At 47.2% G+C, this 26630-nt stretch carries 24 protein-coding genes and 1 pseudogene; 12 read left to right on the forward strand and 13 right to left on the reverse strand.

What is annotated here, in order from left to right; all coding sequences use genetic code 11:
• Nucleotides 1–49 precede the first annotated feature (49 nt).
• Complete coding sequence (locus UM402_RS11625; RefSeq protein ID WP_058578467.1) at nucleotides 50–1258, forward strand: EAL and HDOD domain-containing protein; 1209 nt, start codon at nucleotides 50–52, stop codon at nucleotides 1256–1258.
• Here the strand turns inward: UM402_RS11625 and UM402_RS11630 are convergent.
• The 3 genes from UM402_RS11630 to UM402_RS11640 are packed head-to-tail and all read right to left on the reverse strand — an operon-like array spanning nucleotide 1255 to nucleotide 3955.
• On the reverse strand, nucleotides 1255–2178 hold the full coding sequence (locus tag UM402_RS11630; RefSeq protein ID WP_058578468.1) for a cation diffusion facilitator family transporter: 924 nt from the start codon (nucleotides 2176–2178) through the stop codon (nucleotides 1255–1257). The genes UM402_RS11625 and UM402_RS11630 overlap by 4 nt on opposite strands.
• Entirely contained in the window at nucleotides 2178–2732 is a 555-nt protein-coding gene (locus tag UM402_RS11635; RefSeq protein WP_058578469.1) for a hypothetical protein, read from the reverse strand. The genes UM402_RS11630 and UM402_RS11635 overlap by 1 nt, the downstream gene beginning before the upstream one ends.
• Nucleotides 2732–3955, reverse strand: a complete 1224-nt coding sequence (locus tag UM402_RS11640; RefSeq protein WP_058578470.1) for a hypothetical protein — start codon at nucleotides 3953–3955, stop codon at nucleotides 2732–2734. Before UM402_RS11640 ends, UM402_RS11635 begins: the two co-directional genes overlap by 1 nt.
• Nucleotides 3956–4091: 136 nt before the next feature.
• Here UM402_RS11640 and UM402_RS11645 point away from each other — a divergent pair, with 136 nt between their 5' ends.
• Nucleotides 4092–5432, forward strand: a complete 1341-nt coding sequence (locus tag UM402_RS11645) for a Na+/H+ antiporter NhaC family protein (RefSeq protein ID WP_058578471.1) — start codon at nucleotides 4092–4094, stop codon at nucleotides 5430–5432.
• Between the two features lie 8 nt (nucleotides 5433–5440).
• Here UM402_RS11645 and UM402_RS11650 read toward each other — a convergent pair whose 3' ends face one another.
• The 4 genes from UM402_RS11650 to gmk form a co-directional block, all read right to left on the reverse strand.
• Nucleotides 5441–5833, reverse strand: a complete 393-nt coding sequence (locus tag UM402_RS11650) for a RidA family protein (RefSeq protein WP_058578472.1) — start codon at nucleotides 5831–5833, stop codon at nucleotides 5441–5443.
• Nucleotide 5834: 1 nt separating this feature from the next.
• Nucleotides 5835–7940 (reverse strand): bifunctional GTP diphosphokinase/guanosine-3',5'-bis pyrophosphate 3'-pyrophosphohydrolase, encoded by a 2106-nt coding sequence (spoT, locus tag UM402_RS11655; RefSeq protein ID WP_058578473.1) that lies wholly within the window; start codon nucleotides 7938–7940, stop codon nucleotides 5835–5837.
• Nucleotides 7941–8042: 102 nt separating this feature from the next.
• Nucleotides 8043–8312 (reverse strand): DNA-directed RNA polymerase subunit omega, encoded by a 270-nt coding sequence (rpoZ, locus tag UM402_RS11660; protein WP_053953306.1) that lies wholly within the window; start codon nucleotides 8310–8312, stop codon nucleotides 8043–8045.
• Nucleotides 8313–8375: 63 nt separating this feature from the next.
• Complete coding sequence (gene gmk, locus UM402_RS11665) at nucleotides 8376–9017, reverse strand: guanylate kinase (protein WP_058578474.1); 642 nt, start codon at nucleotides 9015–9017, stop codon at nucleotides 8376–8378.
• Nucleotides 9018–9126: 109 nt separating this feature from the next.
• On the opposite strand from gmk, the gene UM402_RS11670 reads away from it, so the two are divergent.
• Entirely contained in the window at nucleotides 9127–10341 is a 1215-nt protein-coding gene (locus UM402_RS11670) for a cyanate transporter (protein WP_063744322.1), read from the forward strand.
• Here the strand turns inward: UM402_RS11670 and UM402_RS11675 are convergent.
• Entirely contained in the window at nucleotides 10325–10915 is a 591-nt protein-coding gene (locus tag UM402_RS11675; protein ID WP_058578475.1) for a TetR/AcrR family transcriptional regulator, read from the reverse strand. The two genes, UM402_RS11670 and UM402_RS11675, sit on opposite strands and share 17 nt — an antisense overlap.
• A 192-nt stretch (nucleotides 10916–11107) precedes the next feature.
• Between UM402_RS11675 and UM402_RS12750 the strand changes: the two are divergent.
• Nucleotides 11108–11263: pseudogene (locus tag UM402_RS12750) on the forward strand (4-coumarate--CoA ligase); the annotation flags it as partial.
• 12 nt (nucleotides 11264–11275) lie between these two features.
• On the opposite strand, the gene UM402_RS11680 reads toward UM402_RS12750, so the two are convergent.
• Entirely contained in the window at nucleotides 11276–12445 is a 1170-nt protein-coding gene (locus UM402_RS11680) for a PAS domain-containing protein (RefSeq protein WP_058578476.1), read from the reverse strand.
• Nucleotides 12446–12591: 146 nt separating this feature from the next.
• Here UM402_RS11680 and UM402_RS11685 point away from each other — a divergent pair, with 146 nt between their 5' ends.
• Nucleotides 12592–14631, forward strand: a complete 2040-nt coding sequence (locus UM402_RS11685) for a BCCT family transporter (protein ID WP_058578477.1) — start codon at nucleotides 12592–12594, stop codon at nucleotides 14629–14631.
• A gap of 115 nt (nucleotides 14632–14746) precedes the next feature.
• Nucleotides 14747–15634 (forward strand): MaoC family dehydratase, encoded by an 888-nt coding sequence (locus tag UM402_RS11690; RefSeq protein ID WP_058578478.1) that lies wholly within the window; start codon nucleotides 14747–14749, stop codon nucleotides 15632–15634.
• 15 nt (nucleotides 15635–15649) lie between these two features.
• On the opposite strand, the gene UM402_RS11695 is transcribed toward UM402_RS11690, so the two are convergent.
• From UM402_RS11695 to UM402_RS11705, 3 genes are read right to left on the reverse strand one after another with little or no spacing between them, the layout of a single operon-like run.
• Nucleotides 15650–16921, reverse strand: a complete 1272-nt coding sequence (locus UM402_RS11695) for a metal-dependent hydrolase family protein (RefSeq protein ID WP_058578479.1) — start codon at nucleotides 16919–16921, stop codon at nucleotides 15650–15652.
• Between the two features lie 13 nt (nucleotides 16922–16934).
• A complete protein-coding gene (locus UM402_RS11700) occupies nucleotides 16935–17384 on the reverse strand; it encodes an RrF2 family transcriptional regulator (protein WP_058578480.1) in 450 nt (149 codons plus the stop codon).
• Between the two features lie 25 nt (nucleotides 17385–17409).
• Nucleotides 17410–18345 (reverse strand): META domain-containing protein, encoded by a 936-nt coding sequence (locus tag UM402_RS11705; RefSeq protein WP_058578481.1) that lies wholly within the window; start codon nucleotides 18343–18345, stop codon nucleotides 17410–17412.
• A 228-nt stretch (nucleotides 18346–18573) separates the two neighbouring features.
• Here UM402_RS11705 and UM402_RS11710 point away from each other — a divergent pair, with 228 nt between their 5' ends.
• Entirely contained in the window at nucleotides 18574–20712 is a 2139-nt protein-coding gene (locus UM402_RS11710) for a TonB-dependent receptor family protein (RefSeq protein ID WP_058578482.1), read from the forward strand.
• A gap of 69 nt (nucleotides 20713–20781) precedes the next feature.
• Here the strand turns inward: UM402_RS11710 and UM402_RS11715 are convergent, their stop codons facing one another.
• On the reverse strand, nucleotides 20782–21723 hold the full coding sequence (locus UM402_RS11715; RefSeq protein WP_058578483.1) for an ATP-grasp domain-containing protein: 942 nt from the start codon (nucleotides 21721–21723) through the stop codon (nucleotides 20782–20784).
• Between the two features lie 61 nt (nucleotides 21724–21784).
• Here UM402_RS11715 and UM402_RS11720 point away from each other — a divergent pair, with 61 nt between their 5' ends.
• The 5 genes from UM402_RS11720 to pgsW all read left to right on the forward strand — a co-directional run bounded on the left by UM402_RS11720 (nucleotide 21785) and on the right by pgsW (nucleotide 26623).
• A complete protein-coding gene (locus UM402_RS11720; protein ID WP_058578484.1) occupies nucleotides 21785–23149 on the forward strand; it encodes an SLC13 family permease in 1365 nt (454 codons plus the stop codon).
• A gap of 59 nt (nucleotides 23150–23208) precedes the next feature.
• Nucleotides 23209–23547, forward strand: a complete 339-nt coding sequence (locus UM402_RS11725; RefSeq protein ID WP_058578485.1) for a zinc ribbon domain-containing protein YjdM — start codon at nucleotides 23209–23211, stop codon at nucleotides 23545–23547.
• A gap of 131 nt (nucleotides 23548–23678) precedes the next feature.
• Nucleotides 23679–24884 carry a poly-gamma-glutamate synthase PgsB gene (pgsB, locus tag UM402_RS11730; RefSeq protein ID WP_058578486.1) on the forward strand — a complete coding sequence of 402 codons (1206 nt, stop codon included), beginning with the start codon at nucleotides 23679–23681 and terminating at the stop codon, nucleotides 24882–24884.
• Nucleotides 24881–25456 carry a poly-gamma-glutamate biosynthesis protein PgsC gene (gene pgsC / locus UM402_RS11735; RefSeq protein ID WP_058578487.1) on the forward strand — a complete coding sequence of 192 codons (576 nt, stop codon included), beginning with the start codon at nucleotides 24881–24883 and terminating at the stop codon, nucleotides 25454–25456. Before pgsB ends, pgsC begins: the two co-directional genes overlap by 4 nt.
• Before the next feature lie 15 nt (nucleotides 25457–25471).
• Nucleotides 25472–26623, forward strand: coding sequence for a poly-gamma-glutamate system protein (gene pgsW / locus UM402_RS11740; protein ID WP_058578488.1), 1152 nt, complete (start codon nucleotides 25472–25474; stop codon nucleotides 26621–26623).
• Nucleotides 26624–26630 lie beyond the last annotated feature (7 nt).

The raw sequence follows: 26630 nt of genomic DNA on the forward strand, positions 1-26630 counted from the left end.
CGATGAATCAGTCCTAACCGAAAACAACAGCCCACAATCAGGACAATAAATGTCTTATTCGTACATTGCCAGACAGCCTATTTTAACGCGAGACCAAAAGGTTTACGGGTATGAGTTATTGTTTCGCGACAGCGAGGCGAACAGCTTTCCGAATATTGACCCTAACGAAGCCACATCAAAATTATTACTCGAGCAACATTTGCTGGGCGACATTCAAACATTGTGTATGGGTAAGCAGGCATTTATTAATTTTCATGCGCAAACCTTGCTGAATGACTTCCCGTCATTTTTAAACGCCCGAACGGTTTGGGTGGAGCTGCTTGAAACTGTCGGTGTCGACGAGCCTTTGTTGAAAGCCTGCAGCTCCGCCAAAGACAAAGGTTACCGAATTGCACTCGATGACCACGACTTCGATAACCAGTGGGAACCCGTCATTCCCATGATCAATATGGTCAAAATTGATATTCAGGAACAGGGACTAGCTCTGGGTGAAAAAATTAAGTATTTCAAAGAACAAGGTGTTCCTTTACTCGCTGAGCGCGTCGAAACGCGAGAAGAATTTGAGCAGTGCCTGGAGTTAGGTTTTGATTACTTTCAAGGCTTCTTTTTTGAACAGCCTCAAGTGCTTCAACGAAAATCTCTGTCACCGAATCGACTGAGTATGCTAACGCTGTTAAAAGAGACTCATAAAGAAGAGATTGATTTAAAAGCGTTACGAAAAATTATCGAGCAGGACTTGTCGCTCACCTACAGCCTGCTAAAACTGGTCAACAGTGCGTTGCACGGCGGCCGCAAGAAAATTGAAACCATTCAGCATGCGCTGGCTTACCTTGGAACCAACGAAATAAAACGCTTTATTACCTTAGTTGTACTGGCCAACGTCGCCGCGGGTGAACCCGAAGAGCTCACCATTAAGTCGATAACCCGGGCCCGATTTATGGAGCTTATTAGCGCAGAGATTCTCAGCGAAAAATATCACTCTGCCGCATTTCTAACAGGCATGCTTTCCCTGTTAGATGTAATTTTGGGAGTGTCTATGGAAGACATTTTAAAGCAGCTCCCCGTATCAAAAGACATTGAAAGGGCTTTGATAAAACGTGAAGGTGCCTGGGGCTTCTTACTGGAAATGACCGAGCTTTATGAACGCGGTAAATGGGACAAACTGGAAAAGCACCCGTTAAAACAAAAAATGAACGGCACCAACGTCGGGCAATTGTATATCGATGCCAGCCAGTGGTGTCGTCTAGCAATCAGTTAAGCGACCCATTTCTCGTCTTTAGTAAAGGCGACCGTCAACCACCAGCGATACCCTAGCTTTATAATTTGACTGTGTATTTTTTCGCGAATGGCATCCTGTCGTAACACCGTGACAGAGAAGTCGTCGTGCCTAACAATAAAGTCAATTTCCAAAAATACAGTGCGGCCTACTTTTTGAATGCGAACCACACTCGAGTCGAAGTTATTTTCTCTCTCGACCTCTTCCACAATACGGTTTAACTGCTTAACTAACTTCCCTTTCGGTTGAAAACCAATGAGTTCCTTAGCACTTTGAATTAACCCTTTTAAGGGGGTTGCAATGAACGCCAGAGAGGCCACCAATACGAGCGTCGGGTCAATATATGGCACCCACTCTTCCATCGACGCACGCATGAGTACTAGCGCACCAACGAAGCCGATAAATATGCCCGTCGACAAAATGGTATCGAGAAACCATTCGTAAGATTCGGAGCGCACTAAGTCTGACTCCAAATTGGCCGACGCTTTTTTGAAGTAGACATAGACGCCCGCGCAAACGACAGAGGATATGAGCGAGTATATCAAGGCAACGTCGATATTTACGTCACTGCCGCCAGCAGCAATATCAAAGGCGGCGGCAAAGGCTGAATAAACACACAAGACAATTAAGGTGAGGTACTTAACACCAACTAAGAATGGTTCAATGGCGCTTTTACCGTAAGGAAAAGACACGCTGTCGTCGGCATTGACATTTTTAGCAGCAATGAGCGACAAATAGGACAGTAATAGGCTAATACCTGAATAGAGACCGTCAAAAAGCACGACGGAAGAGCCGGTTAACAGCCCAACCACAATGCCCGAAACAGTAAACAGTAGCGATGCCAGTACCGATAACGATAGCAGTTGGGACTCTAGCTCCGGGTCGAGCTTTTTACTGAACATTAAATGTCCTTACGATAAAAGTTAGCCGATATATTGTTCATACCAAACAGCTCGCAAAGCCTTCGGCCTTCCTCCGAGTAGGCTTCCGCAAAGATCCCTTCAGCCTGCTGAGTGTCTTTTAAATACTGATTCAGAAGACGATAGCCTTGTCGTATCAGTTTCAGCGCAACCGTACTGTTTCGCAAGGATTTTTTTACCACAACCGCACTGATATAAACATAATGTGGCGTTGTTTTGGCGCCCTGCTCTGAAACGACGGTAAACTCGGTTTCTGCACACTTTCCTTCTAGAAACGCCATTGCTTCATCTGTTTTTACGCGCATGGCCGAGAAATGCCCTAGCATAGCGTCATCTTGCATAGCGCACACAAACAGCGACATATTGTTACGTCGATGTTCTAGCCAATACTGGCTCTCGTTATCTTGCGAGTCATAGCCAGAAATATCATCGGCCGATAACGCCACTGTTTTTTCAACAATGTCATCAACGGTGTAGCCCAATTCCTGTAATTCTGCATAGGTCAAAAACCTGGGGCTTAATTGTTTTTCGTGCATTAACTTCGTACCGCTTTTTTAGTTAATCGGCGCATTCTGACAATGCCGACAATAATAACGAATAGAACAAAACTGACACTGATAGCTGCAATGCCCGAGTATATCACTGACATATCGAGCGGTTGCTTCTGAATAAACGATTGGGCGAGTACGAACAATAGTGGTACCACCTCGAAAAAGAAGACAATGATAGCAATGTAATTAATGGTTCGGGTTTCTTTTTCTGCTTGCGCAGCATTCGATAAATTAACCCGCTGCTCAAGAAAGTTTTGGTTTTTTCGGTAAGTTTCCAACGAGCGATCAATATCAAACTTCTCAAATAAACGGTCGGCTAGCTGCTGCGCTGAGGGGTATAAAAATATATCCAAATCCCAAAACAAAATCGCTGACTTAAAGTCGCCCATTAAGTCATTAATGTCGTCCAGCTCCAGTTTTTCATCGGTTTGAATTGAATGAGTCACCCGCAAGTTCGCACGCTTTATAGACGCCTCTCTGAACATGAGCAGCTCAATAATAAAGGTTAGCATTAAGTCGCGCCGAATAGCCTTTACGGAAGTACCAGACAGCTCAGGATCATCCTTGTCCAGGTTGTCATCGTATCGCAATACCGTTGTCTTACTGGCGTAAATTTCACTGCTGTTGTAAACCGCTATATTGTCCTGCCAACCGCCATTACCAAAGGTTGGTAGCAACCCCGCCGACTCCATTACGTCAGACTCATACATTTCGTTAGCAAATATCGACGGCTTTAAGGTTTCTGGCAGTTTTCGGCCAGTACTAAGACAAACTCGCGCCTTGCCGGATACCTGCAAGCCATGCTTTTTCTTTAAATACGCATAAAAGTTAGCATTACGCTCGTCGCCGTCGGTTATTTCAATACCTTCACGCGACACTCTGTCGAGTAGCTGAGTAATTGGTTCACCAGTAACACCAAACACAATGGTCAAAATACATAGCTGAGTGCGTTGGTTAAGCGTGAAATACACATCGCCCGGTAGCTGTTCGCAGTTGGTATCTTTTTCACTTTCACCATGAAAATTAAATGAAAAGCGGCCTAGCGCCCCACGCTCAAATTGGTTCCAGCTACGATTAGAAATTTCCTCTGAAAACCTGTCGGCGATTTCACTGACATAAGAACCTTGTTCAGTTTCACTGCCTTTTAGCTCTTTACCGTCCAAATAGCAGGGAATAAACACATACGCCCGGCCAAAAAACTGATCCATAAACGCCTCCTTTTGCAAAAATATACCACTGTGGTCACAATCAATGCAGTACTTTCGTGTTGCAGAAAAAGTGTTGCACAAAAACCAGTGGACGGATAAGCTTCTGGACGTCCAAATAAAAATAAAAGGGTAGTTTATGACAGATTCGTCGCCGCAGCCGGCAAGCGCAAAAGCACTCCTGCCTTTGGCGTTATTCCTCGTGCTATTTTTAGGCACCGGCCTGTACTTCCAAAACGAAGGGGTCGAGTACGCCTTTTATCAGCTACCGAGTCCGGTCGCCATTTTGCCCGCTATTGTGCTGGGCATACTACTGAGTAAGCAGGCCTTTGAAGAGAGAATTAACACCTTCGTTGCCGGTGTTGGTGACAATAACATCATTACCATGTGTGTTATTTACCTTCTTGCGGGCGCGTTTAGTACGGTTGCAGAAGCGACCGGAGGCGTGGATGCAATGGTGGCACTCGGGCTCAGCATTATTCCGGCGGCGTTTCTCCTACCCGGGCTGTTTATTATTGCCGGGGTTATTTCAACAGCAATGGGGACGTCAATGGGAACCCTAGCTGCCTTAGCTCCAGTGGTATTAGGTATTGGTGAGGCCACCGACATCAGTTTACCGCTGCTCGCGGGTGTATTAGTCAGTGGCGCGATGTTTGGTGACAACCTGTCAATTATCTCGGACACCACCATTGCCGCAACACGCACGCAAGGCTGTACGATGCGTGACAAGTTCCGTGCGAACCTAAAAATTGCAATACCAGCAGCTATCATTACTATTTTGTGGTTAGTAACTTACGATACCAGCGAAGCGCCTCTGAAAATTCCCGATGCCAACCTCTGGCTCTCACTGCCTTACTTCGCGATCATCGTACTGGCGGTTATGGGGTTGAACGTTTTTGCAGTACTCGGGCTTGGAATTGTCCTGGCGGCAGCTTTTGGTATGTTCACAGTGGACTACGAATGGGTTGCCTTTAGTCAGGACATTTATAAAGGCTTTGAAAGCATGCAGGAAATTTTCTTACTGTCATTGCTTATTGGTGGGTTGTCCGCGCTTATTCGCCAGCAGGGTGGTTTGGCGTTCCTAGCTCAATTTGTTGAAGCTGCTGCGAATAAAGTTAGCAAGCACAAACAACGTGCGTCAGCCATCGGCATCGCTGGCCTGACAGCATTAACTAACCTATGTGTTGCCAACAATACGGTCAGCATTCTTTTGGCAGGTGAAGTCAGTAAGCGGCTGGCAAAAATTGGTAATTTAGCGCCACGTCAAAGCGCCAGCCTACTGGATATTTTTGCTTGTGTTGTGCAAGGTGCCTTGCCCTACGGAGCGCAAGCTTTATTAATGGGGGCAAGCTTCAAGATATCGCCGTTGTCGGTGAGTATTCACACCGGTTACTGCTTTATTCTGGCGGCAGTGGCTATTGCTATTATTATTTGGCGCCGCCCGCTGGAAGACAGAGAGCCGGCGCCAGAGTCAGTGTAAGCCTTAACTTAGTTAGTACTCGGCAGTTCTAAAATGCCGTCTATCTCAATCTGTGCGCCTTTTGGCAATTGCTTCACGCCAATGGCCGCACGGGCTGGGTAAGGTTCTTTAAAGAACTTCGCCATCACTTCATTCACAATAGCGAACTCGCCCAAATCGGTTAAGTAAATTTGCAACTTAACCATGTCCTGCAGTTCGCCACCGGCAGCTTCGCAGACAGCGGTCAGGTTTTTAAAAACTTGCTCCGCTTGTGCAGTGAAGTCTTCACTAATCAGCTCCATGGTCTCCGGTACCAATGGAATTTGCCCTGATAGGTACACAGTTGTTCCAATTTTTACCGCCTGTGAATAAGTGCCAATGGCAGCAGGTGCGTTATCGGTAGAAATAATGACTTTTGACATACTACTTCCTTAAGCGCGTCACGCGCTGAACATCCGGCATTTTACGAATATGACGTATCACATCCGCTAAATGTTTCCGGTTTCTTATCGTTAATGCGACATCGATAAAGTATATATTGGCGTCAATTTCTTCTGTTTTCAGTCCGTCAATATTACAACCGGTGGTCGCTATTGAAGAAGTTAACCGGGCTAAAACGCCCTGGTGGTTAATAATTTCGATTCTAATTTCAGAAATAAATTCCGCTTCTGGTTTGTTATCCCACTCAACAGGGAAGTAACGTCCCGGATCATCCTCATGACCGCGCACGTTTTTACACTCGCGGCGATGAATGACCAAGCCCTTGCCGGGGCTAACATGCGCAATAATATCGTCACCCGGGATAGGTCGACAGCATTTAGCGAAGCTAACCAATAAGCCTTCCGCCCCTTTAATTGAAAGGCTCTTTTCAGAAGCATTCTCGTCTTTTAATGGCTGTAACTCGCCTAACAGACGCTTCGCTATGGCTATGGACATTAAATTGCCCAAACCAATTTGCTTGAGTAGCTCTTCTTTCGACGCCACTTTAGTGTCTTTAAGGACGCGCTCAAATTCAGACTCAGGAATATCATCATAACTGACAGGTCCAAGTGCTGAGCGAAGTAAGCGCTCACCCAACTGTTGGGCTTCGTCCGCTTCCTGGCTTTTCAAATACTGACGTATTTTCGCGCGTGCTTTGCCCGTTACCACAAAGTTTAGCCAGGCGATGTTCGGACGCGAATTCGGTGCCGTTTTTATTTCCACCGTTTGTCCGGTTTCCAGCGGTTTGCTCAGCGAATAAGAGCGGTGATTGACCCGCGCGCCAATGCAGGTATTGCCAATGTCGGTATGCACTGCGTAAGCGAAGTCGACTGCCGTGGCACCTTGCGGAAGCTCGGTAATACGCCCGTCCGGGCTGAACACATAAATTTCTTCCGGGAATAAGTCCGACTTAACGCTTTCAATAAATTCGAATGAATTCCCAGCACTTTGCTGTAGTTCGAGTAAGCTCTGCATCCACTTGCGAGCCCGCACCTGTGCGGTGGTGCCGGAGTCATCGGTTTTCTTATACATCCAATGAGCGGCAACCCCACGGTCAGCCATTAAATCCATTTCTTCAGTACGAATCTGAATTTCTACTGGCACCCCATGCGGACCTTTTAATGAGGTATGCAATGACTGATAACCGTTCGATTTAGGAATGGCAATATAATCTTTAAAGCGTGTCTCTATAGGTTTGTAGAGGTTATGCAGTGCGCCCAGAACTCGGTAACAAGTGTCCACGCTATCAACAATGACGCGGAACGCATAAATATCCATAACCTCTTCGAACTTGAGCTCTTTAGCCTGCATTTTTCGATAAATACTGTGCAGATGCTTTTCGCGGCCGAGCACTCGGGCACTGATTTTATTACCTTCCAGGCGAGAGTTTATCTCGCTTTTTACCCGGTCCGTAAATTCACGACGATTACCCCTGGCTTTTTTAAGCTCAGACTCAAGCAGTCGTGCTCGCCATGGGTAAAGCGCCCAAAAGCCTAAATGCTCAAGCTCATTTTTAATGTCGTGAATGCCCAGCCGGTGAGCCAGTGGCGCGTAAATTTCTAAGGTTTCTCGCGCAATGCGACGACGCTTGTCCGGACGCAGGTGCTCAATGGTACGCATGTTATGCGTTCTGTCCGCGAGTTTTATCAAAACTACGCGAATGTCCTGCACCATTGCCATTATCATTTTGCGATAGTTTTCAGCTTGCGCCTCTTCTTTAGAGTTAAATTGCAGTTTATCGAGCTTAGAAACACCTTCTACGAGGCTAGCAACGGTTGAGCCAAACTGCTCGGCGAGATCTTCCTGACTGGTTTCCGTATCTTCTATAACGTCGTGCAACAACGCCGCCATAATAGTTTCACAGTCTAACCGCATATCGGCCAGTAAGCTGGCTACTGCCACCGGATGGGTAATGTAAGGTTCACCACTACTGCGCTTCTGTGTGCTGTGGGCGTCATTAGCCACCACAAATGCTTCCGCCACTCTGTCCACTTGGTCGGACGGCAGATACTCGCTAACTTGCGCTTTTAAACCTTCAAATAGGTACACCGAGAACTCCCCAGTTAAGACTGGACAATGGATATACTTTCAGAATAAGGGGATTTGCGAGATTTGCCAACGGTATTGATACCGTTGGCGAACTGATATCTTTTATTCAATGCCACGCAAAGCGTCAACAGCACGCAGCTCTTCTGCGTCTTGCTCTTGCTGAGCGGCTTGCTCTTCTACGTCTAAACGTGCGCTGTCAATTAAGCCATGCTCAATTTCACGCAACGCAATAACGGTTGGCTTTTCATTTTTGGTTTCAACGAGAGGCTCTTTTCCATTAGCAATTTGACGCGCACGGCGTGACGCTAACAAGATTAAATCAAAACGGTTACCTACACGGTCTACAGCATCTTCTACGGTTACGCGAGCCATGGTTTACTTACTCCCACTAAAACTTGAGTGACATTTTTCGAAAGGCTAAGAATTATACGGAATTCAGCCGGACGATCCAAGTAATTCCTTCAATACCTGCGAATATCTTACTTGCTGGTGCGGCATTTTGTGACGTTGCGCCATAACAATGTGCTCCAGAGCATGTAACGAGTCATTAAAATCGTCGTTCACCAGCAGGTAATCGAACTCATGATAATGCGACATTTCTGCATGGGCTTTCGCCATACGCTTCGCTATAACCTCTTCAGAGTCTTGTCCTCGTGCTCGCAAACGCTGCTCTAAAATAGCCAAGCTTGGCGGTACAATGAAAATAGAGCGCACATCGGGGTAATGTTCGCGGACTTGCTGCGCTCCCTGCCAGTCAATATCTAAAAAGACGTCTTTGCCCTCAGCCAGAAGCGATTCGACCACTTTACGAGAAGTACCGTAGTAGTTATCAAACACCTTAGCCCATTCATAAAACTCGCCCGCTGCTATGCGCTGTTCAAACTCATCAACCTTTAGAAAGTGATAGTGTACACCGTCAACTTCTCCGGGTCTGGGGGCTCGTGTGGTTGACGATACAGACACTTGCATGGAGTCGTCGGCGTACTTGTCCAACAAGGCTTTTATTAAACTCGATTTGCCTGCACCACTCGGAGCAGCAACAATAAATAAATTCCCTGGCGCCGTAGATGCGGTCATAACGGGTACTCTTTCTAAGAAAAGGATAGCGACTGTTGGCGCCAAAGAATAACACGGTTTCACACAACGATAAAAATTCAGTAAAGTAAGGTTTTAAATAACCAGCGGTATGAGTTTGCAAAAAGAGCCAACATTCACTCCTGCTCCGTCAGGCGTTCGACTTGCACTGAGCTTAGCGGTATTAGTGTTACTAGGGCTGAACTTAAGGCCTTTGCTGACCTCTATCGGACCACTAACCGGCGAGTTACGCGACATAACCGGCTTGTCGTTCAGCGAAGTTTCATTGCTCACCACCATTCCAATTTTGATGATTGGCGCTATGGCGCTGTTTGCCGGGCGTGTCACGACCGCTTTGGGTTACCGCCACGGTATTGGACTGGGGCTGCTTATTTTAACTGCCGGTCTTATCGCACGCCTATTCGAGCCCACCAGCACCAGTATGATGACCAGCGCTATTGTTGGCGGTGTCGGTATCTCACTGCTGCACATTGTTATTCCCGAGCTCACCAAGCAGCAATATTTGAAACGGCTCGGCTTAGTGACCGGTCTTTGGTCGGCAGCCCTGATGGGCGGGGCTGCGTTAGGCGCGGTTGCCACTCCCTGGGCTGCCGGCTTGCTACCTGAGCGATACCAAGCCATGGGGAGCTGGAGCCTGTTAGCGGCTCTGGTATTCGTTATTTGGTATTTACCGGTTAACCGAACCCCGGTTGCCAGCGTACCACCACGACATTTGCTGCTGCGTGCCTATAAAACACCGCGAGCCTGGATTCTGGGGGCTTATTTTGCTTTGGTTAATGCCGGTTACGCGGGTTTCATTGCCTGGATAGCACCTTTTTACGCCGAGTTCGGTTGGTCTGCACAGGCCTCAGGTAATTTACTGGCGCTTTTTTCGTTAGTTCAGGTGATTGGCGCTTTAATTTTACCCGCGTTATCACGTTCACAAGATCGCCGCCCTTGGTTGGCATTGGCCGTACTCACACAAATGGTTGGGTTTATTGGCCTAAGTTGGTTCCCAAATGTATCGCCCTGGCTGTGGTCGGCACTTTGCGGGTTTGGTCTGGGCGGCGCTTTTCCACTATGCATTGTTATGGCGCTAGACCATATCGACAATCCCGTTCAGGCTGGTCGCCTGGTGTCCTTCATGCAGGGTATTGGGTTTATGTTTGCCAGTTTAATGCCGTTAGTTACCGGTTGGTTCCGCGACTTTTCCGGTAACTACACATTCGGTTGGCAACTACATATTCTCGTCGGTGTCATTATTTTAGCAATGACGTGGCAGTTTAATCCTAAAGGCTACAAAGGCTTGTTTAATTCACAGGAATAATACGAGCGACCACATCATCGACCAAAGCTTCAAGATAGGGTTGTGAACTGCTGCGTCGAGCCATGGTTCTTAAGCCAATAACATTGGTTTGTATTAGTCTTGCCAACTTTTCAGGAGAGCTCTGTCTACTCAGTTCGCCACGGCTTTGGGCTTCACTCAGTGCTTCAGTAAACATTGCTTCAATTGAGTCTAAATACGCATGCGCAGGTTCGTTGAAGGCTTTGTCTTCCGGTGTAAATTCCAGTAAGGTTTTTACCAACATACAGGCCTTTGTCGGTGCGCAGCTCTCATCCGCTTTTGCGATATTTTTAAGATACTGGCGAAAGCCCTGCAATACCGATGGTTGCTTGGCAATGGTATTTTTAAAGTCTTCCTCAACCATAGCAAAGTACGAGTCCAACGCTTCTTTAAATAAAGATTCTTTATTACCAAACGCCGCATAAATGCTACCCGGTCGCATATCCATCGCTTCCTCAATATCTTTCATTGAAGTGGCATGGTAGCCCTGCCGCCAGAATAACTGCAGCGCATTATTTAATGCTGTCTCACGGTGAAACTGGGGTGTTCTTGGCATCCTTGTGTCCCCTTGGTGTTGCTCATAAAAAATTAAGTATAGACCGCTATTTTGGTTATTACAGTAAAGAATTTGTTAAGGGATGTGATCTAACCTGAGCCATTCCGATACAATAAGAAGTGAAATTAATTAAAAGAAGCTGCAACTGTACGTCAGAAAAAAACAAGCGAAGGCGAGGGATTAAAAGCTTATGTTGTTATGAAAAGCGGCTGCGACAACCTGACAGAGACCAGCCTGAAACAGTGGTTGAGCGAGCAACTGATCGATATTGAAATCCCCACTCATGTTAGCTTCGGAAGCGCGATTCCAACCAATAGCATGGGCAAGCGCAGGGACTGGACCCTTTAAATTAAACTGGGTTTATTTAGGCAACGCGCGCGTCAAGATGTCATCGAACCGACTGTCGGTACTTCGAGCCTCTTCCAACATACAATGACCTTCAATGCCGGCATTAGAGAGTTGCGCCATAACTCGTCGAAGACTGCTTTTATTTTCGGGTGACGACAGCGTTGACAGCAGCACAGTAATTAAGCCATTACCCAAGTGCCCGGGAGTATCGTAATCTCTGATATTTGCGCGAACAATTTCTGCCGTATGCGCCAGCGTTTTGGCGTCGTTAGTCACTTGCAGAACCAACAAAAAGTATGGGTATTCTGGGTGTGCTTTATAAAAACTAAAGCGCCGCTGCAATGCGCGTAGCATCATACGTCGGTTGTAAAAACCGGTGTGCTCGTCTTCACCACCGGTACTGCGAAGTTTCAGCTCCATTTCTTTGTATTCGGTAATGTCCTGCACCGTACCAAAGATGATCTCATCACCATTTTCATCGAGCTGATAAATACCCGACTCTCGCAACCAGCGAACAGTGTCATCACTGCGAATAATGCGGTGCTCAACGTCACGCACACCAGACTTTTTAGCGGCTTCAATCGCGTCAGTTATTGCTTTACGGTCCTCTGGGTGCGTTTTTTCCATGACTATATCGAGGCCGGGGTCAGTCTTGCTCTTTTCTAAGCCATATAGCTCGTACACCGTATCAGACCAAACCGACTTGCCGGTGTTTAAATTCAGTTTCCAGTGGCCTAAGTTAGCGACGCGTTCGGCAAGTTCAAGATTCCGCTGATGCCTTTTAACCGTCAGCTCTAACTGCTTACGTTCAGTAATATCCAGTAATTGACCTTTCCAGATGGTACTGCCATTAGGCTGCTTTTCAGTCACCGCGTGCCCATAAACCCAGTGGATTTCGCCATTACGAACTACTCTGTATTCTTTGTTCCACGGAATTTGGTACTTCGCCGAATCAAGCAAACTATTAACCACAGAGTCATAATCGTCTGCAACAATAATGTCTTTAAGCACACAGGTGTTTTGCTGAAGGTCGGCCACCGAACAGCCGTAAATACTTTCGATGCCTTCGCTGACAAAATGAAAGTGCCAGTCGCCATTCTCGGTTAACTCTAACTGATAGACAGCACCAGGCAGTGCGTTTGTTAAACTGACTAAATCAACTGATGACTTCTGAGCATTCATATAACCGCTAACTCATAAATATGAATAAGCGCTCATCATACCTTAAAGATTACAAAATAAGCAGTAAAAGAAATGTAAAGTGACCCATTACAAAACAAAATAAGTACGCTATATATATACAAACCATAATAAAAACAGGAGTTTTTATGTCAGCGGAGAAAGCTAAGTGGCACAACGCAATATTGATTCCGGTGTTTTTACCGGCTGTTATTGTGATTGCTTTGCTGGTGATAGGGACGTTAAGCGCGCCTGAAAAAGCCGGTGAACTTTTTAACTGGACGTTAGCAGGTATTACTGACAACTTTGGTTGGTTTTACATGCTCGCCGTCGCTCTTTTCTTAGTATTCATTATTGGTGTGGCAATATCGCGCTGGGGGCGTATTAAATTAGGTCCCGACCATTGCGAACCGGAATACAGCTTTACCTCTTGGTTCGCCATGCTGTTTTCGGCGGGTTACGGTATTGCTTTGCTTTTCTTCGGTGTCTCAGAGCCTGTCTTACATTACGCGGAACCTCCCACAGGCGCGGCTGAAACAATCGGCTCAGCTAAACAGGCTATGCAAATTGCCTACTTCCACTGGGGCTTCCACATTTGGGCAATTTACGGCTTAGTAGGTTTAGTTCTGGCATATTTCTCATTCCGACATGGCCTTCCACTGTCCATGCGTTCTACGCTGTACCCGCTAATTGGCGAGAAAATTAATGGACCAATAGGACACGCCGTTGATACCTTTGCGGTGCTGGGAACCATGTTTGGTATTGCCACAACCCTGGGCTTGTCGGTAATACAAATAAACACCGGCCTCAACTATTTGTGGGAAGACATCCCCGTGGGGACCACCGTACAAGTTATTGCAATAGGTGTTATCACTCTTGCCGCAATAGCATCGGTTGTTGCCGGCATGGATAAAGGGATTAAACGGCTGTCTCTGTTGAACATGACACTGGTGCTTTTCCTACTATTATTCGTGTTCATTGCCGGACCTACAATCCACATTCTGGAAACCTTCCTGCAAAACACTGGCGCTTACTTAAGCGGCATTGTGGAACGTACCTTTAACTTGCAAGCTTATGAACGCAGTGACTGGATTGGTAACTGGACGCTATTTATCTTCGGCTGGACCATCGCCTGGGCACCGTTCGTTGGGCTGTTCATTGCCAAAATCAGTCGCGGTCGCACTATTCGCCAGTTTGTCTTTGGGGTCATGTTCGTGCCTACCATATTCACGTTCTTCTGGTTCGCCGTATTTGGCGATACCGCTTTGAATATGATCATGAACGAAGGTTACACAGCACTCATCTCTGAAGTGCAGGATAACCAGGCCATAGCCCTGTTTAAACTCTACGAAGAACTGCCTCTGACCAGCATTGTTAGCTTTGTCACTGTGCTCTTAATTATTACCTTCTTCGTGACATCATCGGACTCTGGCTCACTGGTTATCGACTCGTTAGCATCCGGTGGTATGGAAACACCTGTATGGCAGCGTATTTTCTGGGCAAGTAGTGAAGGCGTTGTTGCGGCAGTACTGCTGGTTGCCGGCGGCTTAGGCGCGCTGCAAACCGCAGCAATAACTAGTGCCTTACCGTTCGCTGTCATTATTTTGATATCGGCGGCCGGAATGTGGCGGGCGTTGGTTATTGAAGGGCACCAATACAACAGTCTGAAGAGCCATCGTCATCATCACCGTCGTGGTGTTAACGAAGGTCCTGACTATTGGAAAAAACGTTTAGCCGGCCTGGTCGACTTTCCGAAGAAAGAGCCCGTGCTGGACTTTATCAACGGGCCTGCAACAGAGTCTTTGCAAAAGGTAAAAGAAGAGCTGAAAAGCCAGGACTGGCCAGCTGAGTTCACGACGGATGAGGAGCACAACCGTATTATTTTAAGCGTTGAAAAAGAAAATGACTTGGACTTCGCTTACGAAATACGTCTGCGCGACTACTTGTTACCTGAGTTTGTGCTCAGCAACGACCAAAATCGCGAAACCTACTACCGAGCAGAGGTGTTCCTAAGACAAGGTGGGCAGTCGTATGATCTTTACGGTTATGAGTCGTCGGATATCATCAATGACGTGATTAACCAATTCGAGAACTACCTGCACTTCAGACACCACAGCCCGGGCGTTCTGCCGTGGGATCTCGAAAAACACGATGAAGATCTTAACGACGACATAGAAACCAATAAGTAAGGCGAAGAAAAACTAAGCAAGCCGCTCTTCGGAGCGGCTTTTTAGTGGTCGGACTGTTGAATTTTTGCAACATGTGCGAGAATAACCACTAAGTCAGTAAGGAGTCACTATCACTATGGAACGTGTGGATAACCATCCGCAAAAACTAGCCCCCATGCCAAGTATGCTGTTCAGGTCATTATTTACCTTGCAGCGTAGCGATGAGTCTGAGGCCGATTCAGAAACCCTGGAAAAGCACTACTCCATTCCCGCTCCGGCAGATAAGCAACTTGAAAAGTATCACGATGCTTTTGGTGGCTTTGTGAGTGATGTCCCGCTTGCCATGCTTTATTGCATTGCGCAGCGTGCGCACTTAGCGCAGATGCTCGATGACAGCTTTCCCTGGCCGGCACCGGGTCTGGTGCACGTCAGCAACAAACTAGAGCGCCATGCGGTTATTCAAACTGACCAGTCGTTTCAACTGGTGTCAAAAGTCAAAGTACCTAAGCGCGGACCTGATGTGTCTCCACGCCGGTTAAGGCCCCAGTTCACGGTCGAGTTTTGGCAAAACGGTGAGAAAGTCGCCACATGCACCAGTGTCTATCAGGTCATGAAAGGCGATAATAGCAACGCCAAAGCTAAAAAAGCCCCCCCAAAACCCTTTGAGCCCGATGATGGTTGGGACAACTTAGCGCACTGGCAATTAGGCAGCGGTATGGGTCGTCGATACGCTCGTATATCCGGCGACTTTAACCCTATCCATTTGCATCCGCTCGTGTCGCGCTGGTTCGGCTTTGAAAAACCGATAATTCACGGCATGTATATGATGGCGCGGGCCCAAGCAGAGCTCGAACGTCAACAGTCAAAAGCAGTGACCTACATAGATGTAACTTTTAAACGACCGGTTATTTTGCCGGCGAGAGTGCAGCTATGGGTAAATTGCGAGGAAGATAAGACCAAGTATGAAGTGCGTAGTGGCGACCATACGTCTTTAAAACTAGAAGGGTCAGTACGTTTCGACTGACCCCTCTTGGTTATTTTATTGCTTATACACTTTTCCGTCTTTCATAACGAATCTAACGTTTTGCAACAGCGTAATATCCTCTAAAGGATTACCTTTTACCGCCACAATATCGGCTTTCTTGTTCGCTTCAATACGGCCAATTTTATCGTTCTTGAGGAAGTCTGCAGCGATACTGGTTGCCGCTTGAATTGCTTCAGCTTCCGGCATTCCCGCTTCGACCATGTACTGGAACTCTAAAGCATTGTCACCATGCGCTGACACACCACTGTCCGTGCCAAAGGCAACGTTTACTCCGGCTTTATACGCTTTTGCGAAGGTATCCTGAATTTTCGGACCAATATCACGCGCTTTAGGCCTTACAACTTCCGGAAAATAGCCATCAATTTCGGCTTTTTCGGCAACGAATTTACCCGCCAGTATTGTTGGCACTAAATACGTACCATGCTCTTTCATGGCCGCAATCACTTCGTCGTCCATATAAGTACCATGCTCAACCGACGCAATGCCTGCTTTTACTGCACGAAGCATACCAGCTTTGCCGTGTGCATGAGCCGCTACATGAAAGTTGTAATCATCAGCAATATCGACCAAGGCTTCTAACTCGTCGTCAGTAAACTGAGGGTTGTCACCGCTGCTGGCCATGCTCAATACACCACCTGTTGCGGTAATTTTAATAAAGTCGGCACCGTCTTTGTAATGTTGGCGAACCGCTTCACGAGCATCTTCTTCGCTATTAATAACACCGTCTTTCGGCGTTGGGCGACCCATGAGTTGTTCTTTCCAGCCATTTGTCGGATCCGCATGCCCACCTGTTGTTGCAATAGATTTGCCTGCGGTATAAATGCGTGGTCCATCGGTAATACCCGCGTTAATCGCATCCCGCAAAGCAATGGTCACATTGTCAGAGTCACCCGGGTTACGAACCGTTGTAAATCCCGCTTTCAACGTTTTCATGCCATAATTCTGAGCAACCAGGGCTAAGTCAGCCGGGTTTTGAGTAAACTGTTTAATGTACGAGTTTGGCCCGGACTGACCGTCTAAGTGCACATGGAGGTCAATAAACCCAGGAAGGCAAGTGCTGTCCGATAAATCGATTAAACGACTTGAGTCACCAGGGGCATTAACCTTCACCGACTTAATATCACCGTTTTCAACTTCAATATAGCGCTCACCAACAAGCTGTCCGGATTGACTATCAAATACGTCCCCGCAATGCAGCCAGTCGTTCGCTTGCGCTGATGTTGCAGCCAAACCAACGGCTATACCTACTGCTAACTTTTTAAGCATGAAACTCCCCTTATTATTGTGCTTCGTTTATTGGAATTTCCTGTCCCCAGAGTCGGCGAATACCAGCGTCATTCTGCATTAGCGAGGCTAATGTATAGTCTGATAAAAACCGGTAGAACGTTTCCTTACCTTCGTTGATTAAATTCTTAAGCTCGCAGGCTGGAAATATCGCACATTCAGGTTTGTGACAATCTATCCAGTATTCGTCGCCTTCTAGCCGGCGTATAATCTTGTCTAGTCGAACATCAGCCGGGTCAACAGCCAACAAAAAACCGCCGTTTTTCCCTCGCCGGGTTTCAATGAGCCCTTCCTTTCCTAACTGATGAACCACTTTATTTAAGTGGTTTCTGGGCACATTAAAGATGGCACTGAGTTCATCGATAGTGACTCTGTCGTCGTCTTTTTTGGCCGCTAGATACATTAAAACGCGCAAGCCATAATCGGTGTATTTTTTAAGTTGCATAGGTGTTAACCCTATCAGGATATTGCTATTGTTGCTCGACAAATATCAGTTGTCGATTACCACGAGTGGTCAGCACTAACCGCTCTTTATTATCGATGCTGATTTGATAAACACGCTGCATGGCTTCACTGAAACCTCTTTCCAGTTGGCTGGCAGTTTCCGGACACGCCATTTTCGTGCTACCCATCAGTCGTATCTGCGCCAGCTCACCACCTAAGTTGTATTGACCAAAGTAGCGGTTGCAGCCATTAAAGCCGGTCAACTGACCGTCAGCCAGAAAACTCAGTGTTGGCGCTTTCGTATTCAACGAATGCCCATCAAACTCAACCAATTGCCACTCAACCCCCTGAACCAGCCATTCACTGTCACCACCGCAACCAGAGTACACGTTACCGCCTTCGTGCAAATCGACTTGGTAGGGGTAGAGCCGTCCGCTCATTGAGTCTCGACATAAGGTGTCTATGACCACTAACTGAGTTTTTGTTGCCGACTCAATACGCCATTCATAAGGGTTCTCAGAAACGACTTTGGCCGGCGAGACATCAACAATTGCCTCGGTATTCGGTGTCGTAATGGTCATGTGTTGCGGGTTAACGGCAACCTGCCAGAAGGGTTCGTTGCCACGTCCGGTAAAGTACTTAGGCAAAGTGCCTTTTTCCACACAGATTGGCAATTCCTGTCCCTGCCAGGTAATAGTCGCCTCATTACCTTTCCCCCAATATTGGGTGACGGGATCAGCACCATCGTTATACCGTGCGCCCGATGCACTAACCACCTGCTGCAAGTGTGTCGAGCTGCCTTTGTAATGAAGTGTCGCTGCCGCGTCAATAAAGTTGAGCTCAACTTCTGCCGCCCCGCATTGATACTGAATGGTTTGCTCTGAGTCACTGGTTAATGAACTGCAACCGACTACACTAGCTAATACGGTTAGCACAGTGGTCAGTTTTATTATTTTCGTCATTTAAAGCGCCTTTACGGTTTCCCCTCTTTATAAACACTTTACCTCGCCCAAGCGCGTTTAACCAACCTCTCTGACTAAGACAGCGACAAGTACCACAAAAAAACCGACCAAAAAATTGCTAAAGATCAAAACTGTTGTTGCGAATCATTATTATTTATATTAGCATTCGCGGCGATTTGATAAACCAATAATGAAATAACCTTTCAAAAAACATTAACAGGGTAGATCATGAAAAAGACGTTACTGACTACGGCTATTCTTGCAAGCTTTGCAGCTCCGGCCTTTGCAGAGGTCGCAGTAGACCGACCTGACGATATCGAGCAGATAAAAATAATCGGCACGAAAACTGATTCCAGAGCTACAGCTGGCTCAAGCGCCGTTATCGATGAAGAGCAAATGCGCATTGAAGTCCCTACAGACATTAACCAGTTGATGAAAACCATTCCTGGTGTTTATGTTCGTGAAGAAGACGGCCAAGGCCTCCGCCCAAACATTGGCATCCGTGCCGCAACCGCTGGTCGTGTCAGTAAAGTTACCCTTTTGGAGGACGGCGTTATGGTAGCGCCAGCGCCTTATTCAAACCCGGCCGCGTATTACTTCCCAACGACATTCCGAATGTCTTCTATTGAGGTACTGAAAGGCGCTCCGTTATTGCGTTACGGCCCTCAAACAACCGGTGGTGTGCTTAACTTAGTCACGACCCCTATTCCAGAGCAGTTTGGTGGGCAAGTATTAACTGAGTTTGGTGAAAACAGTAGCCGAGACATTCATGCTCACGTTGGTGGAACAGAGGGCCAGTGGGGCTTCTTGCTAGAAACCGTTCAACGCAGCAGCGATGGTTTTAAAGATATCGACCGCAGCAGCCGTGACGCTGGATTCGACATTGAAGATTATGTGGCCAAACTAAAATGGACAGGAGATCGCCAAAGTTTATTGGCTAAAGTTCAGTACTCCGAAGAGATTTCAAACGAAACCTACCTGGGACTGACAGATTCAGACTTCGAAAAAGATGAAAACCGTCGTTATGGATTGTCAGAAATCGATCAGATGGACAATTCACATAAAGGCTACAGTTTGAATTATGCATTCGAAGCAACAGATAACCTTACGCTTAATATCCTTGGTTACTACAATGACTTCGCTCGTAACTGGTTCAAACTTGATGGCGGTAATGCTTATGTTAATGCCGCTAACAATGGCGACGAAGATGCCTTAGCCATACTGCACGGTTCCATGGATGAGACTGGCCTGAACTACAAAAACAACAACCGCGCGTACGAGTCAAAAGGCATCGAATTGAATGCGCAGTTCAATTTAGCCAATCATAACCTGGAGTTAGGGGCGCGCGACCATAGTGATGAGATGGATCGCTTCCAGCCTGTTTCCATATACGATCAAATAAACGGCAGTTTGGTTTATCAAAACGAAATCATGCCTACCGGCGGTAATAATCGTTTAGAAGGCGCTGACGCGTTGAGCGTATGGTTAACCGACCAATGGCAACTATCAGACGCCCTGATGGTTAATTTTGCGCTTAGATATGAAGATGTGGAGTCTTACCGTTATCAGTTTGCTGACACAGATCGCTCACAGCTGGACAGCTTCCGCTCTAACGACAGCAGCGAATGGTTACCTGGTGCCTCCTTTACTTATGACGTAAACGACAACTGGCAGGTTCTGGCTGGCGTTCATAAGGGCTTCTCTCCTTTAGGTGGCGGTGCAAAAGAAAACCAAGAGCCTGAAACCAGCACGAACTATGAAGCTGGCGTGCGTTACAACCAAGGCGCTTTATTTGTCGAAGCGGTTGGTTTCTACAGCGACTTTAGCGACACCACACAGCAATGCTCTATTGCTAATCCTTGTGACAACGGTGCGGAGTCAGGCAACTATGTATTGGGTGAGTCGGTTGTTCGCGGTTTAGAATTCCAGGCGAGCAACACCTTTGAAGCGGGTAGTTTCCTGATACCTGTAGATGTGACTTACACCTACACCAAAGGTGAAATTAGCAAAGACAACGCCGTGTCAGGTCTAATGGATGGCGATGAGTTAAACGATATTCCGCAAAACACCTTTAGTATGCGCGTTGCTCTAGACAACCAAAACGGTTGGGTTAACTACGTTGTAGCGAAGTACGCGGACGAGATGTGTGTCGATGTCGGCTGTAACCGTACCGACAGTCAATTCGACAGAACGGAGTCTGTATTTGTGACTGATTTTGTCAGCCGTTATGAGATGAACAACAACATGGCGGTTTATTTCAAAGTCGAAAACCTGTTTGATCAGCAAAAAATTGTGGCTCGCTCACCGCATGGTGCACGCCCTAACAAACCTCAAACAGCGTCATTTGGTGTTGAATACACTTTCTAAACGCCAGACTCTCTCCCTGGCTTTTTTGCGGCCCCAAAGGTTGGGGCCGTTTTTTTATTTACAGGTTAACTATTTGGCTAAACCAATAAGGTAATCCGCCAACGCTCCCATTCCGGTTTGCTTCACACCAGCTTCGCGCTCGGCAGTTTGATTGTAGTTCGTATTGGTATTCACGTCATAAACGTACAACTCGCCTTTTTCGTCCTCAATGAACTCAATACCCGCTACATCAATATCATTCGCTTTCAAAAACGCCTCAAGCGCGAAAATAATTTCGTGGCCGTTAAAGCGTTTTGTAATCGAAAACTTATTGGGGGTCTCAGCCGGTGCTTTGCTGGTGGGGCAGAACGCATCATCAACACTGCATACGTCCGCCGGACAAAGCTCAAAACCCTGCTCTGTATTCACATTGACTGCGTATACAAACTTCTGACCAACAAATTCGCTACGAGTAATGTGCGGTTGCTTCGGCTTAATGTACTCCTGCAACAGCCAAACACCGTCTAATGGCTCTTCGTAGTCATCGCTCTCTATATAAGCTTGCAAACCGGCCACATCGTCAAACTTGATAACTCCCAAGCCCTTACCGCCACGGTTTGGTTTCAAAATAAGTGGCCATTGAGCAAAGTTTTCAGCCGCTTCCGCAATAAGCTCTTTGCCAACCACAGCTTGTGTTTTTGGCACATTGAGTCCGGCTTTTTGCAAAGCCGCATACTGCGATAATTTACACACTTCCAGCGCCAGCACACCGCTGCCATTCACAACGGTGCGGTTATTGTTTTCAAGCCAGGTAAGCGCCATACGGGTCAGTTCAGGTGCGAACCGATGTCCACGCGTATGTGACGATGCGCTCATACGGTTGTAGTACACCGCATCATCGGGCAATTCTGTAAAAGGAATAACGCCCGTATCAAGAAACCATTCTTTGGCCGCAACTCCGCGCTTCTCAAATTCTGCTCTCAATGGCACTAGCCACTCTTCATTTTCGTGCAGAATAACAATATCTCGCATGTGAACCTCTTATCTATTATCTTTACTGGGAAAGATACGCTATGGATAGAAAAATCGTTTAATGAAACATTTAGCGCTGGGGCCTTTAACCGCTCTCATTGTACTGCTTGCCACCCAACTCGCCAACATGCCTTTACCGGCGGCTCTCACTCTAAGCACAGTTGTCTGGGTCGCTTGGTGGTGGGTCACCGAATGCATTCCTCTGCCTGTCACTTCATTGTTGCCCTTCGTGTTACTGCCCGTATTCGGAGTTATTGATACCAGCACCGCTGCAGGCGCGCTGGGTGACAATATCATTTTATTGTTCATGGGTGCCTTTATGTTGGCCAAAGCGGTGGAAGCCAGCGGCGTTCACAAACGTATGGCATTAACGCTTATCGCCCGTATCGGAGCTGACAATGGTCGCAAAGTGGTTATCTCGTTTATGGCTGCGACCGCATTTTTATCCATGTGGATATCGAATACCGCTGGTGTTCTGGCACTTTTGCCCGTCGCTCTGGCACTCGCCGATGCCAGCGACGACGAAAGCTTTCAACGCGCACTGTTATTGGGTCTTGCTTACGCCGGCTCGTTAGGCGGTATTGCTACCCTGGTCGGCACACCGCCTAATTTAATTTTCGCCTCCATTTATCAGAATATTACCGGAACCGAGTTCAGCTTTACCCGCTGGCTTGGCATTGGTTTACCGATGGTATTACTCGGGTTGCCTGTTATTGCCTTCTGGCTCACCCGAAACGTCAAGCTCACAAAACCATTAGAGCTTCCCACTACGAGTAAAATGACCACCTATGAAAAGCGCGTATTAATAGTGTTTGGTGCCGTCGTTTTTCTGTGGATAACCCGCACAGCACCATTTGGCGGCTGGACCAGGCTTTTAGGGTTGGGCAGCTTAAATGACGCCACTGTTGCCTTAGCCGGTGTGGTTGCCATGTTTGTCATTCCAAGCGGTAAAGTTAAGCACGAAAAGCTGCTCAACTGGCCGTTGGCAAAGGACATCCCCTGGGGCATCTTGTTGTTGTTCGCCGGCGGTATTTGCCTGGCACGAGGTGTTATGGAAAGTGGCTTAGGCGATATTATTGGCCAGTCACTTACGTCATTAGGCACGCTACCCTTGTGGTTGCTCATTTTTGTGCTCACTTTGACAGTGTCTTTTGTCACTGAAGTCACGTCCAATACAGCGACCGCCACTCTACTTATGCCTATTTTGGCAGCCACCGCTACGGCATTACAGTTACCGATTGAATTACTGATGATTCCGGCCGTTATTGCCTGTAGCTGTGCATTCTGCATGCCTGTCGCAAAACCGCCAAACTCTATTGTGTTTGCCTCTAAACGCATTACGATAAAAGCTATGGCACGAGAGGGAGTTGTTCTTAACGTTCTACTGGCCGTAATAACAACAATTGCGGTGTTGCTGTTCGTTTAATGCGGGCGTGGCGCTAACAGGCTATAATTGCGCCTCTTTTTAATTTAAAAGGATTTCTAATGAGCGACTTCCCCGCCTGCCCTGAATGCCAGTCAACCTTCACTTATCACGACGGTAACTTACTGGTTTGCCCTGAATGCGGCCATGAGTGGTCTGAAGATGAACCAATAGACACTGAAAATACCCCCCAGTACCGTGACTCTAACGGCACACCGCTTGAAGACGGCGATACCGTCACTGTGATTAAAGACTTGAAAATAAAAGGATCTTCTTCCGTCGTTAAGGTCGGCACGAAAGTAAAAAATATTCGCCTGGTAGAGGGTGATCATGACATCGACTGCAAAATAGACGGCATTGGTCCCATGAAATTAAAGTCCGAATTCGTTAAAAAAGCATAATCCCAATTCGCCATACGGTCATCCGCTTCTTCTTGCGAACTAAAGTGTAAAGATCCCTAAATTCATTGGTTTTTTTCATAAAGGTTCGCTAAAAAGAATACATACATTTATGTATGTTAAGGGGAGCGATTATGGAAATACCTGTTTTGCTCGCCATTGTTGCAGGACTTTGGGTAGCACTTGTTCTGGCAGGCGGCTTAGAAGCGCTAAAACACCGTTGGCTGGTGAGCCGCATTCCGGTTCGTGTTCATGTCAATGGTACGCGCGGGAAAACCAGTGTCACTAGACTCATTGCCGCAGGGCTTCGTGCCGGCGGTAAACGTGTTTGTGCGAAAACAACGGGCTCCGCCGCCGCAGTCACCGACCCTGACGGTCGCGAGTTCCCAATTTACCGCATCAGTGGCGCAAACATTATAGAGCAAATGCGAACACTTAAACGCATGGCAAGATTAAAGCCTGAGATTGTCGTGATGGAGTGTATGGCATTACAACCACAGTACCAGTCTTTAAGTGAGCTACGCATGGTGCGCTCTAATGTGGGTGTCATTACCAACGCCCGTCCCGACCACTTAGATGTCATGGGTCCTGGAGAAGAAGACGTCGCCTTAGCGCTGGCGGGAAGCACTCCGGTGAAAGGTAATTTATTTACCGCAGAACGTGACTTATTGCCGACTTTCGAGCATTCCTGCAAAGACAGAAAGTCAGAGTTACACGGTGTCACATTAGAAGAAGTCGAAGCGATTTCTGATGACACCATGAGTCAGTTTCGCTATGCCGAGCATAAAGAAAACGTCGCTTTGGCCTTAAAAATTTGCGAACACCTGGGCGTTGACCGCGATAAAGCCTTAAAAGGCATGACCGAACTCGAACCGGAAGCCGGCGCCATGCAGGTTCTGCACATTAACTACTTCAAACGCGAAATTGTGTTCGTTAACGGCTTTGCCGCTAACGACCCTGAGTCGACCGGTAAAATTTGGGAAAACATGATTGAGAAGTTCGGCGAAGGCCGCAAGAAGATCATGCTCATTAATTGCCGGGCTGACCGACCTCACCGCTCACAGCAAATGGCCGAAGAAGCAGGCAAATGGACTGCCGCAGACAAAGTCATATTAATGGGCTCAGGTTGTTTTGTCTTTGTTCGTAATGCAGTCAAATACGGCCTCGACCCAGAAAAACTACTGGTGCTAGAAGGCGGCGAAACTACCGATATTACCGAAACTATTTTAGAAGAATCTGCAGGCAACGCACTGGTTGTAGGTATGTGTAATATTCACGGCGGCGGCGAAGAAGTCGCTCGCTTCTTCCAAAACCGTGCCGTTAAAGAGGAAGATTTATGATAGCGCTTAACATATTGGCCGTTGCCATTGGCGTTGGCTTATTTTTTACGTTACTACTGACCCATACGTTAGGGCTCGCAGCAGGTGGTTTGGTTGTTCCGGGCTATGTCGCTTTACAGCTGACGGACCCCCTCAGCCTTGCTATAACTTTACTTGCTGCGCTGATTACTTACTTGATTGTTAAAGTCATAGCAAGCTTTGCCATTATTTATGGACGCCGCCAAACCATCATCATGATTTTAACCGGCTATTTAATTGCTGGTCTGTTCGACCTGTTCATTGGCAACTTAGTCAACTGGGCCGACTTACAAATGATTGCCGGCGGTGACAATGCACAAGCACAAGTTGGAGCGCTCGAATCAACCGTGATGATGTCGGTCATGGAAAGTAGCATTATCGGTTACATTATTCCGGGGCTTATTGCTATTTGGTTTGAACGGCAAGGCGTTTTGCAAACACTATGCGGACTGGCAGTTACCGCTGTTTTAGTGCGTTTAGCACTCATTGTCATTATGCCCGAGTCATTGCAAATGTACGAAGCCAGCAAAGCCTTTCAAATGCCCGGTTGGTAACAGGAGAACCCTATAATGAGTAGTTTTACTAAAATTTATTGGCGCTCTTCAGGTGTACCAACCTGGGGACTTATTTTCTTAATTGTCGTCGCAATTATCGTGGTTGTCGCGGCAGAAAAAATGAAACAACGCGATCCAGTCGTTGAAGACAACTACGCGACCATGGTGAACGCTGCTAAAATCATGCGTGAAGGCATGAATGTGCTACAGCCACTAAGAGCTCAATTAGCACCTATTAACCCGGAGTTTGACCCACAAAGGTCTGGCTTGGTCGGTTTAGAAAACAGTATTGTGACAACCAACCACGGTGGCCGCGAATCTAAGCAGACCACAGTCAACCCAAACTGGGCTGCCGTTGCAGTAAAGCTGTTAGCGGAAGCCGGTGTTAAAAAAGGCGACCTGGTTGCAGTGACTGTTTCGGGCTCTTTTCCGGCACTGAACTTAGCGGTATATTCCGCGCTTGAGGCAATGGAAGCTAATGCCGTTATTGTTGCGTCTGCCTCGTCATCGCAGTGGGGAGCAAATGTGCCCAACTTTTTATGGCTGGATATGGAACGCAAGCTTCGTGAAGCTGGCGTTATTTCACTTCATGCCGATTATGCGTCTATTGGCGGCATTGAAGATAGGGGCATTGGCATTCCTGAGGAAGGCATTCAATCCATTCGCCGTTCAATTGACCGTGCTGATGTTAAGTTTATTGACCCGGCAAACTATCAGGAGGCGGTTGCTGATCGCATTGCGATTTTCCGTGAATACTCAGCTGAGCGCAATTACACTGCTTACATTAACGTCGGCGGTGGTGCTACCGTGGTAGGCCCTCCGGGCATTGATGATATGTTCAGCTCGGGCTTGCAAACAGATGCCCCTGCACGCGCCTTTGCCGTAGAGACTGTTATGGGTTACTTCTTACAAGAAGATATTCCGGGCATTCACTTCATTGGCATTAAAACTATGGCTGAGCGTCACGGTTTGCCGTTAATGCCACCAGAAGCAGTGCCGGTTGGAAACGGCGGTGTTTATTCTGCGACCACCTATAACCGGTGGTTAGCGCTGGGCTTAGCCATTGGCTTATTTGGTCTGACTTGGCTTATTGTTCGCTCTGCACGTATTACCAGTTTATGGCAACGTTCGGGCCACAGCGGTAAAGGCACAAAGCCCATGGTTTAATCGTGAC

Source organism: Idiomarina sp. OXR-189 (assembly GCF_034373425.1).
Taxonomy (GTDB): domain Bacteria; phylum Pseudomonadota; class Gammaproteobacteria; order Enterobacterales; family Alteromonadaceae; genus Idiomarina; species Idiomarina zobellii.

Excerpts from the sequence above, each read along its gene's own strand:
- UM402_RS11710 (WP_058578482.1), top strand. The coding sequence starts at position 18,574 with ATGAAAAAGACGTTACTGACTACGGCTATTCTTGCAAGCTTTGCAGCT.
- pgsB (WP_058578486.1), top strand. The coding sequence starts at position 23,679 with ATGGAAATACCTGTTTTGCTCGCCATTGTTGCAGGACTTTGGGTAGCA.
- UM402_RS11675 (WP_058578475.1), bottom strand. The coding sequence starts at position 10,915 with ATGCCAAGAACACCCCAGTTTCACCGTGAGACAGCATTAAATAATGCG.
- UM402_RS11630 (WP_058578468.1), bottom strand. The coding sequence starts at position 2,178 with ATGTTCAGTAAAAAGCTCGACCCGGAGCTAGAGTCCCAACTGCTATCG.
- UM402_RS11715 (WP_058578483.1), bottom strand. The coding sequence starts at position 21,723 with ATGCGAGATATTGTTATTCTGCACGAAAATGAAGAGTGGCTAGTGCCA.
- UM402_RS11685 (WP_058578477.1), top strand. The coding sequence starts at position 12,592 with ATGTCAGCGGAGAAAGCTAAGTGGCACAACGCAATATTGATTCCGGTG.
- gmk (WP_058578474.1), bottom strand. The coding sequence starts at position 9,017 with ATGACCGCATCTACGGCGCCAGGGAATTTATTTATTGTTGCTGCTCCG.
- pgsC (WP_058578487.1), top strand. The coding sequence starts at position 24,881 with ATGATAGCGCTTAACATATTGGCCGTTGCCATTGGCGTTGGCTTATTT.
- pgsW (WP_058578488.1), top strand. The coding sequence starts at position 25,472 with ATGAGTAGTTTTACTAAAATTTATTGGCGCTCTTCAGGTGTACCAACC.
- UM402_RS11725 (WP_058578485.1), top strand. The coding sequence starts at position 23,209 with ATGAGCGACTTCCCCGCCTGCCCTGAATGCCAGTCAACCTTCACTTAT.
- UM402_RS11670 (WP_063744322.1), top strand. The coding sequence starts at position 9,127 with ATGAGTTTGCAAAAAGAGCCAACATTCACTCCTGCTCCGTCAGGCGTT.
- UM402_RS11720 (WP_058578484.1), top strand. The coding sequence starts at position 21,785 with ATGAAACATTTAGCGCTGGGGCCTTTAACCGCTCTCATTGTACTGCTT.
- UM402_RS11695 (WP_058578479.1), bottom strand. The coding sequence starts at position 16,921 with ATGCTTAAAAAGTTAGCAGTAGGTATAGCCGTTGGTTTGGCTGCAACA.
- rpoZ (WP_053953306.1), bottom strand. The coding sequence starts at position 8,312 with ATGGCTCGCGTAACCGTAGAAGATGCTGTAGACCGTGTAGGTAACCGT.
- UM402_RS11640 (WP_058578470.1), bottom strand. The coding sequence starts at position 3,955 with ATGGATCAGTTTTTTGGCCGGGCGTATGTGTTTATTCCCTGCTATTTG.
- UM402_RS11650 (WP_058578472.1), bottom strand. The coding sequence starts at position 5,833 with ATGTCAAAAGTCATTATTTCTACCGATAACGCACCTGCTGCCATTGGC.
- UM402_RS11700 (WP_058578480.1), bottom strand. The coding sequence starts at position 17,384 with ATGCAACTTAAAAAATACACCGATTATGGCTTGCGCGTTTTAATGTAT.
- UM402_RS11690 (WP_058578478.1), top strand. The coding sequence starts at position 14,747 with ATGGAACGTGTGGATAACCATCCGCAAAAACTAGCCCCCATGCCAAGT.
- UM402_RS11635 (WP_058578469.1), bottom strand. The coding sequence starts at position 2,732 with ATGCACGAAAAACAATTAAGCCCCAGGTTTTTGACCTATGCAGAATTA.
- UM402_RS11625 (WP_058578467.1), top strand. The coding sequence starts at position 50 with ATGTCTTATTCGTACATTGCCAGACAGCCTATTTTAACGCGAGACCAA.
- UM402_RS11680 (WP_058578476.1), bottom strand. The coding sequence starts at position 12,445 with ATGAATGCTCAGAAGTCATCAGTTGATTTAGTCAGTTTAACAAACGCA.
- UM402_RS11645 (WP_058578471.1), top strand. The coding sequence starts at position 4,092 with ATGACAGATTCGTCGCCGCAGCCGGCAAGCGCAAAAGCACTCCTGCCT.
- UM402_RS11705 (WP_058578481.1), bottom strand. The coding sequence starts at position 18,345 with ATGACGAAAATAATAAAACTGACCACTGTGCTAACCGTATTAGCTAGT.